Below are 13691 nucleotides of genomic sequence, written 5' to 3'. Positions count from 1 at the left end.
GATCTTGGCGTCCAACTCGTTGATCATTGGATCTCGTGTCCGACACCCCGCCGCTGCCGAGCTACGCGGAACTGATTGCACTCGTTGGCGAGTTGAGGGCCGAGCTGACGGCCGCCCGGGCCGAGATCGCTGAGCTGCGCGCGGAGAACGGTGAGCTGAAGCGGCGTCTGGGGATGAACTCGAAGAACTCCTCCAAGCCGCCGTCCAGCGACGGGCTGGCGAGGCCGACGTCGCTACGTAAGCCCTCGGGCCGAGGCCCGGGCAAGCCCCGCGGCGGCGCCGGGGGCGCGCTGATGCAGGTCGACGAGCCCGACGCGATCGAGGTCCATTCCCCGACCGCCTGCCTGGGCTGCGCGGGTGACCTGACCGGGGCCGAGGTAGTCTCCATCGAGCGGCGGCAGGTCTTCGACCTGCCCGAGATCCGCCTGCGGGTGACCGAGCACCGCATCGAACACCGCCGCTGCGCCTGCGGGCAGGTCAACGCTGCCGCCACCCCTTCCGACGCCCCCGCCGCCCCGGCCCAGTACGGGCCGCGGCTGAAGAGCCTGGCGGTCTACCTGCTCACTCGCCAGCACCTGCCCTATGAGCGGTGCGCCGAACTGCTGGCCGACTGCCTGGACGCGGATGTGGCCACCGCGACTCTGCTCGGGTGGGCCGGGCAGGCCGCCGAGGCAGTCGCCCCGCACACCGAGGCCGTGCGGCAGCAACTCATCGAGTGCGAGGTGGTCGGCTTCGACGAGACCGGCACCCGGATCGCGGGGCGCACCTGCTGGGTACACACCGCCTGCACCCGCTCGCTGACGCTCTACCAGGTCCACACGAAGCGCGGCGTGAAGGCGTTCGAAGCCATGGGCGTCCTACCGCACTTCACCGGCATCGCGGTCCACGACGGCTGGAAGCCCTACAAGACGTACACCGACGCGGTCCACGCCCTATGCAATGCCCACCACCTGCGCGAACTGGCCTCCGTCGTGGACAACGCGCCTGCCGGCCACCCCGAGGACTGGGCCGAAGAGCTGGCCGCGCTGCTGGTGGACACCTGGGACGAGATCAAGAACATCCAGACCGCGCACCCTCACGCCACCGGCTTCACCGTCGACGCCCTCGAACGCCTCACCGCCCGCTACGAGGAGATCATCGCCGCCGGACGGACCCTGCACCCGCCCCGCGCCCCCGGCGAACCACGCCGCAAACGGGACAAGGCCGCGAACCTGCTCGACCGCCTCGACACCGAAAGCCACCAGGTGCTCCGGTTCGCCTTCGACTGGCGGGTGCCCTTCGACAACAACACCAGCGAGCAGGCCATCCGGATGGCCAAGATCCAGCAGAAGATCTCCGGCGGCTGGCGCACGGCACCCGGAGCCGAGCGCTTCTTCGCCGTGCGCGGCTACCTATCTACCGCCGCCAAGCAGGGCCGCAACCTGCTCGACACCATCACCCGACTCTTCGACGGCCGAGGCGCCTGGATCCCCACCCCAGCCTGACCACCAAACCAGTCACCTACGACCTTCGTCACACCGGACACACTCTTTCGACGCGCTCGGGTGCCACCCTCAAGGACACGATGGTTCGCGCCGGCCAGTCCTCCGAGAAAGCCGCGTTGATCTATCAGCACTCCGACGAGGAGCGGCAGCGGGACGTGGCGGCCGGGCTCGACGACATGGTCCGCGCCGAGCGTGCGAAGAAGCACAACGGCGAAGGCGCGCACCACAAGGACAAGACCACCGGTAGCTGACAGCGGCCTTATGGTGCGGTTGTGGTGCGCCCGCCGCCCGCCGGTCTAGACAACAAGAAACCCCCAGGTCTCTGACCTGGGGGTTTCGCATGGAGCGGGTGACGAGAATCGAACTCGCGCTCTCAGCTTGGGAAGCTGATGTTCTACCATTAAACTACACCCGCGTAGGAGACCGGTTGATCCGGATCCGTAATGCTCGCTCACTGTACCTCATGTCGGACCCCCGGTGCTGATGCCGTGGGGTCCGAACGCTTTCCCGGGTGTGGATGCTGCTGCGGGGGACAGGAGTTGGGGCGTACGGTGGGGGTGGCGAAGAGGGGTCGTGGACGGCCGGAGTGCCGCCTGGAGGGCCGTCCTTTTCATCCCGTAATGTGGCTTTCGTCGGCCGTCACGCACGTGAGACGAAGGCTCTTGGGGAAGGGACTCAGAGGACTTGATGGAGCGCACCGTCGTCCGTTGTGCCGAGGGGCACGTGTTCAGCACCGCTTCGTTCCCGATGCAGCAGGCCGAGCGCCTCGGGCCCGGCCGGCTCGTCCGGTGCCCTCGCTGCGCCCGGCTGCGCAGTGTGGTGCCGGTGGCCTTGGAGAAGCAGTAGCGGCCTAATGCTGCGTTCCTCAAGATGGGTGTGGACCGCTGGGCGTCGGGGGGCGCATGATGCGTGGTGGAGGACTGTGCCATGTATCCGCCTCTGTACGCGCGTCCGGCGCGTGATCCGGACGAGGAGCGCAAGATCCGCAAGCTGGCCGGCGCTCGTCATGCCCCCGCTGATTGGATCCTGCGAGCCCGCATGATCAGCCTCAGCTGGGCCGGGAAGCAGGTCACCGCCATCGCCGCCGAACTGGGTTGCCATCCCAAGACCGTGCGGGAGCGGCTGCACCGGTTCAACGCCGAGGGCATCGACGGGCTCGGCGACCGGCCGATCAGCGGGCGCCCCCGCCGGCTGACCGAGGACGAGCGCTCGGTGGTCATCGCCCTGGCCCGCAGCGACCCTCCCGGGCGCCCGGTGCCCGGTCCCGGCGGCGCCCTTCAGGCCGCCGACGAGGCCGGAGCGCCGGCCTGGACGCTGGATACGCTCACCGAGACAGCCCGGGCCGGCGGTATCGACGTGCACCGCAGCCAGGTGCGCAGGATCCTGCTGGCCGAGGGGGTGCGCTGGCGCCGTACCCACTCCTGGGTGACCAGCAAGGACCCCGACTTCGCCCCAAAAGAACGGCGGTCGTCGGGCTCTACACCGACCCGCCGCCGCGCTCCACGGTGATCTGCGGCGACGAGCTCGGCCCGGTCATCCCGCGCACCTTCGCCCCCGCCCCGGGCTGGTCCCCCGACGGGCACAGGATCAAGGCGCCGCTGGAGTATGCCCGCGGCAGTCAGAAGACCTGGGTGTACGGGGGCCTGCGCATCCGCGACGGCCAGGAGGTGACCTTCTGCGCGCCGTCCCGCAACACCGCCGGCTGGCTGAAGCTGCTGCAGGAGATCGCCCGGACCAACCCGCGGGGCCAGGTCTACGTGGTCGCCGACAACCTCTCCAGCCACGCCAGCGGCCCCATCCGCAGGTGGCTGAGGAAGCATCCGAGGGTCCATCAGATCTTCATCCCCGTCGGCGCGTGCTGGCTGAACCTGGCCGAGGGCTGGTGGCGGATCTTCCGCAAGACCGCGCTGGCCGGGCAGACCTTCGCCGACCCCGACGAGATCGACCAGGCCACCCGCCTGGCCACCGCCCAGCTCAACGCCCACGCCAAACCCTGGGTTTGGGGACGACCCCCGCCACCGCACCGCCGACTACGCCGGAAGTTCGCCTACCTACTTTGAGGAACGCAGCACTAAGCGGCTTGCCTGAAGTTCTGCGCGTAACTCTTCGGCAGCCAGGGCGAGGCCCAGGGTGCGGCGGTGGTCAGCATCTGGGTGGGTGAGCGCTGCCGGAAGAAGGCGTGGACCTGGCGCAGGCGGCCCGGCCAGGTGACGGCGGTGTTGGCAATGTGGGCCTTCAGCGCGGCCCAGATGCGCTCGACCGGGTTGTCGTGCGGGCTGTAGCGGGCGCCGAACAGCAGGCGCAGGCGGGGCTGGTCGGCCAGGTAGGCGGTCACCGCCTTCGCGTGATGAATGCTGTCGTTGTCGCAGACCACCGCGACGACCGGGGCGGCGGGGTAGGCGGCCAGCAGTAGCTGGAGGAAGGCGACGAAGGCGGCGGCATTGCGGCGGCCCAGGGTGTAGACCCAGGCGCCGGTAGCCACTTCCAGGGCCCCGAAGACGGTGGCCTGCCGGTTCTTGCCTGGGGTGGCCACCTGCTGCCGCGTCCCGCGCAGGATCCAGCTCGCCCGCACGTGCGGCAGTAGGTGCAGGTGGGTCTCGTCCTCGGCCCAGACCACCGACCCGTGGGGCAGGGCGGCGAGTTGGCGGCGCAGGGCGGCGAGGGTGCGCCTGCGCTCGGGGTCACCCCTGGCCACCAGGCGGGGCCGCCGCCAGGCCGCCTGTTCGCGAGTGTGCCGGTACACGGTGCGCAGGCTCATCTTCGGCCGGCCCAGGCGGCGCCAGATCCGGCGGATGGTCCACGGCCCGGGGCGGGTCAGCAGGCGGCGGATGCGCTCGCCCAGCCTCGGCCCGCCGAGCCGGGGCCGCCCCGCGCGGGGGCGATCGGCCAGGCCCGCCAGGCCGGCGGTGTTGTAGCGATGGATCCAGCGGCGCACCGTGGCCGGGTGGTAACCGAGCAGCTCGCCGATCTCTCCTGCGGTCATGCCGGCCGCGGACAGCAGCACGATCACCGCGCGGGAGGCCTCTCGCCACCGGTGATGCAGCAGGTGATACAGGTGCTGGTACGCCGGACCGGGGCGGTTGGCGAACACGGATGCCGGACGCATACTGGCCTTGACCTCGCCGGTTTTGTCGTAGTTTGGTCAACCTCGATACAACACCCGGCGAGGTCTTCTCGTCATCGAGGCCATCGCGCCAGGCCGCCGCTGCCGCTCCAGATTCCGCGCAGAACTTCAGGTCATCCGCTTAGCAGTACAGGCGCGCGGGGACGCCATGATTGTGGTGGCTCCGCGCGCCTTGCGTATTCTCAGGACGTGCTTCTCTCAGACAAGGACCTCCGGACCGAGATCGACAAGGGGCGGGTCCGGATCGACCCGTTCGAACCGACCATGGTGCAGCCCTCGAGCATCGACGTGCGGCTCGACCGCTACTTCCGGGTGTTCGAGAACCACAAGTACCCCCACATCGATCCCTCCATCGAGCAGGTCGACCTCACGCGCCTCGTCGAGCCCGAGGGCGACGAGCCGTTCATCCTCCACCCCGGGGAGTTCGTCCTGGCCTCCACGTACGAGGTCATCACGCTGCCCGACGACCTCGCCTCCAGGCTCGAGGGCAAGAGCTCCCTCGGCAGGCTCGGGCTGGTCACCCACTCCACCGCCGGGTTCATCGACCCCGGCTTCTCCGGGCACGTGACGCTCGAGCTGTCCAACCTGGCCACGCTCCCGATCAAGCTCTGGCCGGGTATGAAGATCGGGCAGCTGTGCATGTTCCGGCTCACCTCGCCGGCCGAGTTCCCCTACGGCAGCGAGCGGTACGGATCCCGCTACCAGGGGCAGCGCGGGCCCACGGCCTCCCGCTCCTTCGTCAACTTCCACCGGACACAGGTGTGAGCGGGACATGACCGGGACAAGGGAGAACCTGACCTACGAGGAGTTCGGCCAGGCCGTCCGCGATCTCGCCCAGGCCATCGCCGACGACGGCTACCAGCCCGACATCGTGCTCAGCATCGCGCGCGGCGGCGTCTTCGTGGCGGGCGGTCTCGCGTACGCCCTGGACTGCAAGAACATCCACCTTGTGAACGTCGAGTTCTACACGGGTGTGGGCACCACGCTGGAGATGCCGGTGATGCTCGCGCCGGTACCCAACGCGATCGACTTCACCGACAAGAAGGTCCTGATCGCCGACGACGTGGCCGACACGGGCAAGACGCTCAAGCTGGTGCACGACTTCTGCCTGGAGACCGTCGCCGAGGTCCGCTCCGCCGTGATCTACGAGAAGTCCCACTCCCTCGTGAAGTGCGAGTACGTGTGGAAGCGGACGGACGACTGGATCAACTTCCCGTGGAGCGTCCTGCCCGTGGTACGCAAGTCCGGGGAGCCCGTCACGCCCTCGAAAGAGGCTCTCTGACCGCGTTCCTAGCGTGAGTGATCCAGAGCGCGGCCCAGGTGGGCAACGGGGCCTCGCTCATCCGCGCCCTCCGGGAACCGATCGATGAGAATCATGGCCACGTCATCCACCAGGGAATCGGCGGTGTGGCAGATCAATCGCCGATGGAGCTCTTCCAGGAACTGCTGCGGAGTCGCTGCGTGCACGGATTCCATGGCCTCGGGCAGCGGGAAGAAGTCGCCGGAGCCGTTGCGGGCTTCGGCCACGCCGTCCGTGTAGAGGAGAAGCCGGTCACCTGGCCCGAAGGTGTAGCTCTCGGTGGGAGTCGGAGGGCCGGTCATCAGGTCCTCCAGACCCAGGGGTGGCGTGGGCGCGCGAGGTCCGAGGGCGCGGACCGTGCCCTGGTGCAGCATCAGCGGAGCCGGATGGCCGCGGTTGACGAGCTGGACCACGGACCCGTTCGCCACTTGGCCGACGAGGGCGGAGGCGAAGCACTCCATCCGGTATTCCTCGTCGTGGTCGGCGGCTGCGCGTTCTCTCTGCATGGCCGCCGCGCAGTGATTGACGACCTCGGCCAGATCGCGCTCGTAGTGGACGGTCTCTCTGAACGCGCCCAGCACGGCTGCGGCCGCGCGTACGGCCGGTAGGCCCTTGCCCCTGACATCGCCCACGATCATCCGGACCCCGAACCGGGTCTGGACGGCTTCGTACAGGTCACCGCCGATCTGGGCCCCGGACTCGGCCGCCAGGTAGATGCTGGCGGCACGGAGCGGGCCCAGGCGGGGGCTCACGGGCCGCAGCAGGGCGTCCTGAGCCGCTTTGGAGACACGGCGGATCCGGTCCAGCTCCTGTTGCCTGCGGGTCCGCATGACGTTGCTGATCGTGACGCAGGCGACGGAAACCACGACGAGGCCGAGAAGGTTCCCGTAGACCTGCTCGTCGCCCCATGAATGATGGAGGGTGGCGGAGATGATGCTGACGGCCAGGGCGCCGACCGCTGCCGACAAGGTGCCCAGCGGGCCCGCGGTGAGTGCGGCGACCGCCGGCATTCCCGTGAGGAGCGGCCCCGTGTATATGGTGTGCAGGGGCGAGAGCTCGATGCCCAGCCCGATGAGCAGGACCGCGAAGGGCAGGCATTGCCCCAGCCTGAGGAGGCCTCGGTCGTGATCGCCCCCTCCTGACCGGGCAGAAGTGCGGAAGATCCACCGCATACCACCAGCGTCCCTCGTTGCCCCGCGATGTTCCACCCGCGTCACGAGCGATCCGCTCAGCCGCTCTCGACCGGGCGCGGCCAGGGCCCTGTATCTGCCTCGGATGTCACTGAGAGTGCCGAACCGGCCGGGTTGCCTGTCCCGAGTCCCGCAGGCCTCACCCCGGGCACGCGAAGGCCCCCGGCGGCACGGGGGCCGGTGGGGCCTTCGCGTACGAACGGGTACTAGAACGTGCCCAGCTTCACGATCGACAGGATCGCGATCAGCTGTATCGCCGACGCGCCGAGCGCCTTCGGCCACGGCAGATCGTGGGACTTGGAGACCATCTGGGTCAGCAGCGCGCCCGCCGCGACCCAGGTCACCCAGCCCAGGAGCTGGACGAAGGGTGCGTCGCCGCCCAGGAACATGGCGACGACCAGGCGCGGTGCGTCCGTGATGGACATGATCAGCATGGAGAGGCCGACCGTGGGCTGCCAGGCGCCGTCGCCGCCGAGCTGGCGGGCCAGGGTGTGGGTGACCACGCCCAGCACGAAGGAGCTGATCACCATCGCCACGGCCGTCGTCAGGACGATCGGGATGGCGCTCGAGAGCGTGGCGTGGATCGCGTCCTGGCGGGCGCCGTCGAAGCCGAAGACCGCGAGCAGGCCGTAGAGGAAGGTCACGATGAGGGCCGGGGCCCACATCGTGTAGTCCCTCATCTGCAGAAACGTCCGGGTCGGGGATATGACGATGCCCCGCAGCAGGTCCTTCCAGTGCAGTCGCGGACCGATGGGCGGCGCGGCGGCCTGGCCGGCACGGTAGGTCTCGCCGGCGTTGTAGGGGTCGTCGCCGACGGAGAAAGCCTGGGTGTGGCCCGGGTTGTTGGCCGCGTACGGATCCGGCCGGCCTGGATAGCCGTGGCCGTCGTCGCCGAAGTACTCCGGCTCACCCTGGCCCTGGGGCCTCCACGGTTGCCCGCGATGGGGCTGCGCGCCGCCGTACTGCTGCTGCGGCGGGGAGGGGTAGCCGTACGACGGGCCCTGCGGCGCCTGCTGTCCGTACGGGGGTTGCTGCGGTCGCGCTTGAGGTGCGCGGCCCGCCCGGTCGCGTCCGATCCTGAATCCAGCCACGTCTTCGAACGTACCTGCTCCTGAAGAGTGGCGTGGGGGCCCGGGGCGACGGGACCGGCATTGCTGCCGACCTGTGACATCCCCTAGGGGTCCGCCGGGCGCGTCATCAGGGACATATCAGCTGCCCACCCCCGGGGGCCTCGCGGCCGCACTCCGGCGTACCTGGCGGCCCGCTTGAGCTGCGGACTCTGCCGGAGTCCCGGCGCGGCCGAACGAGTGCCACCGCTCCGCCGTCTGTGGCGTGCCCGAGCGCGTCTGTTTTCGCCGCAAACGATTACTGCCTATGGATTTTCATGCCTGATGCCACTCGATGGTGGCGCTGTTCGGTGGTCCGCGGTTCCCGAACGGCTCGCATCGGTCGAACGGCGGCAGGGCGCATCGAGGCAGGGACGACGGACGCTACAGCGGTCAGGTGCAACCGAACGTGGAACAGCCCACGCACGCCACGAGACGCCCTTCGTGCGGCCGAGCGCCGATCGCCCGATACCGAAGCACCGGCGCGAGTGGGAGCTGAGGGCCGGGCATGCCGCCGATCACCGACACACTCCTGAGCAGTGCCGCCCCGGCAGTCCCGGAGAGCCCGGCGCGGCGGAAACGCCGACGTGTCCGGCTGCTGCTGTGGGTGCTCATGGGCCTTCTCCTCACAGGACTGGTGTGGATCCTCGTCACCGGCCTGATGGCCCGGGCCGAACTCGTGGGGAGCCGCAACGACTTGAGGACCTTGCGCAGTTCGATGACGGGGACCGGTGGGCCCGCCTCGACGGCCGAACGAGGGGCGAGTCGCAGCGAACTCGCCCTGCGGACGGCCCGTTCCGCTGCGGCGCACGCCGAACGCGCGCACTGGCTCACCACCGGCCCCGCGTGGTACGTGGCGGCCCGACTTCCCTTCGCCGGGGGCTCCTTCAAGACTGTGCGCGGGACGGCCGAAGTGGTCGATCGGCTGGCCGGAAAGGCGTTGCCCGCCGTGGTGCGCACCGTGGGCCGCCTCACCGCGAACGCGGGGGCAAGCACCTCAACCTCGCCGAACTGCGCAGGGCCGCACCGGATCTCGAGCATGCGGCGCACGAGGCGGCCCTGGCCCGGACGGAGGCGGACAGGCTGCCGCGACGCACCTGGTTGCCTCCGGTCGACCGGGTTCGCGGTCAACTCCTCGCCACCCTAGACCGGGTGGCACCCGCGATGGAGAACGCCGCCGTCGGCGCCCGTCTGCTGCCGCCCATGCTGGGAGAGGGCGGTCTGCGTCGTTACCTCCTGGTGTTCCAGAACCCCGCCGAGGCACGCGGTACGGGCGGGATGCCGGGTGCCTACGCCGTGCTGACGGCCGACAAGGGCTCCCTGGCGCTGCCGGAGTTCGGACGGGACACCGATATGGCGGGCACCCGGCCCAAGATCGACCTCGGTGCCGAGTTCGCGGCCATGTACGGGCAGTACGACTCGGTCATGACCTGGCCGAATTCCAACATGAGCCCGCACTTTCCCTACGCCGCGCGCATCTGGTCCGCTGCGTGGCACGCCAAGAGCGGGGAGCGCATGGACGGCGTGCTCTCACTGGATCCGGGTGCGCTGGCCGGACTGCTGGCCGCGGTCGGACCGGCGCGGATGGCCGACGGCACACTGGTCACCGCGGCCAACGTGGTGGACCTCACCGAGCGCACCAACTACGTGATGTATCCGGACCCGGTCAAACGAAAGGCCTTTCTGCTGAACGTGGCCCGTGCCGCTGCCGGGCGGCTGCTGACCGCCGCAGGGGACTCCCAGCGGCGCCCCGCCCTGCTCCGGGGCCTGTACGGGGTGCTGGGCAGCGGGCAGATGACCGCGTGGAGCGCTCATGCGAACGAGCAGCGGGAGCTGGCGGCGCGCCCGGTCGGCGGCTCCGTCCCGGAGGGACCCGAGCCCTATGCCGGGCTGGTCGTCAACAACGCCGCCGGCACGAAGCTGGACTACTACCTCGACCGCGCCCTGGAGTGGTCCCCCGGTCGCTGCACCCGCGACGGACGCGAGGTCACCGTCAAGGCGGTCCTCACGAACCGTGCCCCGGCCGGGGGCCTTCCCTCCTATGTCACCGACCGGCTGGACAAGCCCGCCCACGGGACCCGCAAGGGCGACAACCGCCTGATCGTCTCCTACTTCGCGACCGCCGAGGCACGACTGGTCGAGGCGAGCCTCGACGGCAAGCGACCGTTCTCGTCGCCGGGCACCGAACGGGGACACCCGGTGTACACATTCGACGTCGAGGTGCCCCGGGGCGAAAGCCGCACGCTGACGCTGCACTTGCTGGAACCGCCGTCCGATCGCGCGCCCACCGTCCTTCGCCAGCGACTGACCCGCCCGATGCAGGTCACGGTGCGTCCCGGGCCCCGATGCGCGGGACACGGGGCGTAGCCCGCACCGTTCGTCGACTGCGGCACGGCGAGGAGCGGTTCCGGCGCCGCCGGGGCCGTCACCCGATGGCACCACCCCCTTGCGGGTTGACAGATATGTGCCGATTGCACCGGTATGGTGCCATCGGTGTTGCGTTCGGTAGTTCGTTCACTTCTTACACCCAATGAGGGAGGGCCGATGTGCGGCGTAGCGGGGATGGTGTCGACGGCGTCACCCGATCCGGCGGCCGTGAGGACGATGTGCGATGTCCTCGCCCATCGCGGCCCGGACGGTGAGGGGTTCCACACCGATGACCATGTCGCCCTGGGCATGCGGCGACTGGCCGTCATCGACGTCAGCGGAGGCGACCAGCCCGTCTTCAACGAAGACCGCAGTGTGATCGCGGTCTTCAACGGAGAGATCTACAACTTCCCGGAACTGCGCAGGGACCTGCTGAGCCGCGGGCACAGATTCCGCACGAACGGCGACAGCGAATGCCTCGTCCATCTCTACGAGGAACACGGTGAGGACCTCGTCCATCATCTGCGCGGCATGTTCGCCTTCGCTGTGTGGGACGCAGGTAAGGGACGGCTGCTGCTCGCTCGCGACCGGGTCGGCAAGAAGCCGTTGTACTACCGGGATGCCGGTGGCTCGCTGGCCTTCGCCTCCGAACTCAAGGCACTGAGCGCGATCGCCCCCGGCCGCGGCGAGGTCGACCCGGTGGCCCTGCACCACTACTTGACCTACCAGTACGTACCCGCGCCCTGGTCGATCCTCCGCGACGTCCGCAAACTGCCGCCTGGTTGTCTGCTCACCTGGCAGGGCGGGCGGGTTCAGGTGCGGCGCTACTGGGAGCTCGACTTCACCCCGGGCGCCGTCACCAGCGAACAGGAGGCGGCCGAACAGGCCCGGGAGCTCCTCCTCGAGGCCACGGGCATCCGCATGCTGTCGGAGCGGCCCCTGGGCGCTTTTCTGTCCGGCGGCATCGACTCCTCCGCCGTCGTCGCGGCCATGGCGAGGCTGTCCCCGAAGCCCGTGAAGACCTTCTCCATCGGTTTCGAGGACGCCCAGTTCGACGAGCGGGCGCACGCCCGGGCGGTGGCGCGGCAGTACGGGACCGATCACCATGAATTCGTCGTGGACGCCTCGGCGTTGGAGATCCTGCCCACCCTCGCTTGGTACTTCGACGAGCCATTGAGCCTTTCTCGGTAACCGGCGGTCGCTGAGTGTGATCGCCTCCGGGTGTCTCGTGGTGCACTCCCAACTCCGGGCAGGCGTAAGGCCCCTGGTAGGAACGATCTTGCAACAGAAAGATCCGACCGAGGGGCCTCACGTGCCGACCAGTGTCACATACACCGCCGTGCTCGATGTCCGGCGCTCCACCGCCGAGCACCTGGCCCGGCTCCTGCGAAGCCATCGAACCGAGGTCGGCACCCGCCGCGGGCGCCGCGCCCTGGGCTGCTTCAAGCAGGCCGTGCTGATCCTGCGCTGGTTCATCGACGGCACCCGTCTGTCCCAACTCGCCCGCGACAACGCCCTGTCCACGTCCACCGCCTACCGATACCTGCACGAAGGACTGACGGTCCTGGCGGCCGGGGCACCGGACCTGGCCACCGCGCTGGAACGGGCGAAGGCGGCCGGCCTGACCCATCTCAATCTGGACGGCACGGTCATCCGCACCGACCGCGTCGCCGCCCCGGGGCCCAACGGGGCAGACCTCTGGTGGTCGGGCAAGCACAAGCATCACGGCGGCAACGTGCAGGTCATCTCCGCCCCGGACGGCTGGCCGATCTGGGTCTCGCCGGTGCGGCCCGGCCGCGAGCACGACACTACCTGCGCCCGCCACCACGGGCTGCTCGATGCTCTGAACCGGCTCGCCGACCAACTGGGCACACTGACCCTGGTCGACCTCGGCTACGAGAACGCCGGAGACGGCTTCCGTCACCCGGTCAAGAAGCCCGCGGGCGGTGAACTCACCGAAGCCCAGCAGACCTTCAACAGGGTCATCCGAGGCATCCACGGGATGTGCGAACGCGCGAATGCCCTGCTCAAGACCACCTTCAAGGCCCTGCGGCGGGTCAGCCTCGATCCCAGCCGCATCACCCAGATCGCCGCCGCAGCCCTCGTCCTACTCCAACTTGAATACGACCGCACCATCTGAACGTTCACACACAGGCATGATCGCTTACCGGGAAAGGTTCATTCGCCGACTCGTCCGCGATTCCCTCGTTCTACGTGGCCCAGTTGAGCCGCCGGCATGTGACTGTCGCCCTGAACGGCGACGGTGGTGACGAGTCGTTCGGCGGATATGCCCGCTATGCCCAAATGGCCCGCATGGAGAAGTTCCGGGTCCCCGGGGCCGCACAGCCGGTCGTCACACACCTGGGGCAGGCCCTTCTCGCGTCGGGCCCTCCCCGTTCGCAGCGGAGGAGGGCTGGCCTTGCCCTCACCGTGCTGGGCGAGACCCAGCAGCGTCGTTATGCCCGGATGATGTCGTATTTCTTGCCGGAGCAGAAGCAGGACGTCTACACGGAACAGCTGCGCGAGGCGACGTCCGGTATCGACAGTTACGCACTGCTGGACCAGGCCTTCCGCGCCTCGCACGCGGTCGGCGGCGTCAACCAGCTGATGGATGTCGACGTGAACACCTACCTTCCCGGTGACCTTCTGGTGAAGGTGGACATCTCCACCATGGCCAACTCCCTGGAAGCCCGGTCGCCGTTCCTCGACCACCAACTCATGGAGCGGGCGGCACGACTGCCCGCGGAGTTGAAGGTGCGTCGCGGAACCACCAAGTACCTGCTCAAGAAAGCGCTGCAGGACTGGCTCCCGCATGACGTGCTGCACCGGCCGAAACAGGGATTCGGAGTACCACTGGCTCACTGGCTACGCACTGATCTGAGGGACCTGGCATGGGACGTGCTGACCGACCGGACCACGAGGGCCCGGGGATTCTTCCGGCCGGAAGCGGTGCGGACCCTGCTGGACGAACACGCGGCCGGAGAGAACCACGCGCGGCGGCTGTGGGCGCTGATGCAGTTCGAACTGTGGCACCGCAGGTTCGTCGACCGGCCCGTGCCCGGCTCGGCCGAGGTTGCCGGGGAGCCGGTGCGGCACATCGGTTGACCCGGGCGAACGAGA

12 protein-coding genes, 1 tRNA gene and 2 pseudogenes are annotated in these 13691 nt (G+C 69.2%); 11 read left to right on the top strand and 4 right to left on the bottom strand.

Features of this window, described 5'->3' with window-relative positions:
* The first annotated feature begins 35 nt into the window (after positions 1–35).
* Complete coding sequence (gene tnpC / locus ACQEXA_RS27580) at positions 36–1484, top strand: IS66 family transposase (RefSeq protein ID WP_432920114.1); 1449 nt, start codon at positions 36–38, stop codon at positions 1482–1484.
* 17 nt (positions 1485–1501) lie between these two features.
* Positions 1502–1735: pseudogene (locus ACQEXA_RS27575) on the top strand (tyrosine-type recombinase/integrase); the annotation flags it as partial.
* A 90-nt stretch (positions 1736–1825) separates the two neighbouring features.
* Here ACQEXA_RS27575 and ACQEXA_RS27570 read toward each other — a convergent pair.
* Positions 1826–1899: transfer RNA gene (locus ACQEXA_RS27570), tRNA-Gly, on the bottom strand.
* A 512-nt stretch (positions 1900–2411) separates the two neighbouring features.
* On the opposite strand from ACQEXA_RS27570, the gene ACQEXA_RS27565 reads away from it, so the two are divergent.
* A complete protein-coding gene (locus tag ACQEXA_RS27565) occupies positions 2412–2993 on the top strand; it encodes a helix-turn-helix domain-containing protein (protein WP_433131373.1) in 582 nt (193 codons plus the stop codon).
* Positions 2990–3544, top strand: coding sequence for a transposase (locus tag ACQEXA_RS27560; protein ID WP_432934586.1), 555 nt, complete (start codon positions 2990–2992; stop codon positions 3542–3544). The genes ACQEXA_RS27565 and ACQEXA_RS27560 overlap by 4 nt, the downstream gene beginning before the upstream one ends.
* A gap of 11 nt (positions 3545–3555) precedes the next feature.
* Here the strand turns inward: ACQEXA_RS27560 and ACQEXA_RS27555 are convergent, their stop codons facing one another.
* Entirely contained in the window at positions 3556–4590 is a 1035-nt protein-coding gene (locus tag ACQEXA_RS27555; protein WP_432923211.1) for an IS630 family transposase, read from the bottom strand.
* A gap of 207 nt (positions 4591–4797) precedes the next feature.
* Between ACQEXA_RS27555 and dcd the strand changes: the two genes are divergently transcribed.
* Both dcd and ACQEXA_RS27545 read left to right on the top strand, forming a co-directional pair.
* Positions 4798–5373, top strand: coding sequence for a dCTP deaminase (gene dcd / locus ACQEXA_RS27550; RefSeq protein ID WP_359407207.1), 576 nt, complete (start codon positions 4798–4800; stop codon positions 5371–5373).
* 7 nt (positions 5374–5380) lie between these two features.
* Positions 5381–5890: a phosphoribosyltransferase gene (locus ACQEXA_RS27545; RefSeq protein ID WP_359407210.1), complete on the top strand. Its 510-nt coding sequence runs from the start codon at positions 5381–5383 to the stop codon at positions 5888–5890.
* A gap of 8 nt (positions 5891–5898) precedes the next feature.
* Here ACQEXA_RS27545 and ACQEXA_RS27540 read toward each other — a convergent pair whose 3' ends face one another.
* Both ACQEXA_RS27540 and ACQEXA_RS27535 read right to left on the bottom strand, forming a co-directional pair.
* Entirely contained in the window at positions 5899–7080 is a 1182-nt protein-coding gene (locus tag ACQEXA_RS27540; protein WP_432930467.1) for a PP2C family protein-serine/threonine phosphatase, read from the bottom strand.
* A 224-nt stretch (positions 7081–7304) separates the two neighbouring features.
* A complete protein-coding gene (locus ACQEXA_RS27535; RefSeq protein ID WP_432930469.1) occupies positions 7305–8189 on the bottom strand; it encodes a YIP1 family protein in 885 nt (294 codons plus the stop codon).
* A 523-nt stretch (positions 8190–8712) separates the two neighbouring features.
* Here ACQEXA_RS27535 and ACQEXA_RS27530 point away from each other — a divergent pair.
* The 5 genes and pseudogenes from ACQEXA_RS27530 to ACQEXA_RS27510 all read left to right on the top strand — a co-directional run.
* Positions 8713–9351: a hypothetical protein gene (locus ACQEXA_RS27530; RefSeq protein ID WP_433131371.1), complete on the top strand. Its 639-nt coding sequence runs from the start codon at positions 8713–8715 to the stop codon at positions 9349–9351.
* A 5-nt stretch (positions 9352–9356) separates the two neighbouring features.
* Entirely contained in the window at positions 9357–10571 is a 1215-nt protein-coding gene (locus ACQEXA_RS27525) for a DUF4012 domain-containing protein (RefSeq protein WP_433131369.1), read from the top strand.
* Positions 10572–10748: 177 nt separating this feature from the next.
* Positions 10749–11762 carry an asparagine synthase (glutamine-hydrolyzing) gene (gene asnB, locus ACQEXA_RS27520; protein WP_433131366.1) on the top strand — a complete coding sequence of 338 codons (1014 nt, stop codon included), beginning with the start codon at positions 10749–10751 and terminating at the stop codon, positions 11760–11762.
* A gap of 121 nt (positions 11763–11883) precedes the next feature.
* A complete protein-coding gene (locus tag ACQEXA_RS27515) occupies positions 11884–12711 on the top strand; it encodes an HARBI1 family protein (protein WP_433128709.1) in 828 nt (275 codons plus the stop codon).
* A 50-nt stretch (positions 12712–12761) separates the two neighbouring features.
* Positions 12762–13676, top strand: a pseudogene (locus ACQEXA_RS27510) (asparagine synthetase B family protein); the annotation flags it as partial.
* Positions 13677–13691: the final 15 nt, after the last annotated feature.

Origin of the sequence: Streptomyces sp. CA-106110 (assembly GCF_050936285.1) — a bacterium.
Lineage (GTDB): Bacteria > Actinomycetota > Actinomycetes > Streptomycetales > Streptomycetaceae > Streptomyces.
Note: the sequence above shows the minus strand (reverse complement) of the source record. Positions and strands in the feature narration are given on the sequence as shown.

Excerpts from the sequence above, each read along its gene's own strand:
- ACQEXA_RS27540 (WP_432930467.1), bottom strand. The coding sequence starts at position 7,080 with ATGCGGTGGATCTTCCGCACTTCTGCCCGGTCAGGAGGGGGCGATCAC.
- ACQEXA_RS27555 (WP_432923211.1), bottom strand. The coding sequence starts at position 4,590 with ATGCGTCCGGCATCCGTGTTCGCCAACCGCCCCGGTCCGGCGTACCAG.
- asnB (WP_433131366.1), top strand. The coding sequence starts at position 10,749 with ATGTGCGGCGTAGCGGGGATGGTGTCGACGGCGTCACCCGATCCGGCG.
- ACQEXA_RS27545 (WP_359407210.1), top strand. The coding sequence starts at position 5,381 with ATGACCGGGACAAGGGAGAACCTGACCTACGAGGAGTTCGGCCAGGCC.
- ACQEXA_RS27530 (WP_433131371.1), top strand. The coding sequence starts at position 8,713 with ATGCCGCCGATCACCGACACACTCCTGAGCAGTGCCGCCCCGGCAGTC.
- ACQEXA_RS27565 (WP_433131373.1), top strand. The coding sequence starts at position 2,412 with ATGTATCCGCCTCTGTACGCGCGTCCGGCGCGTGATCCGGACGAGGAG.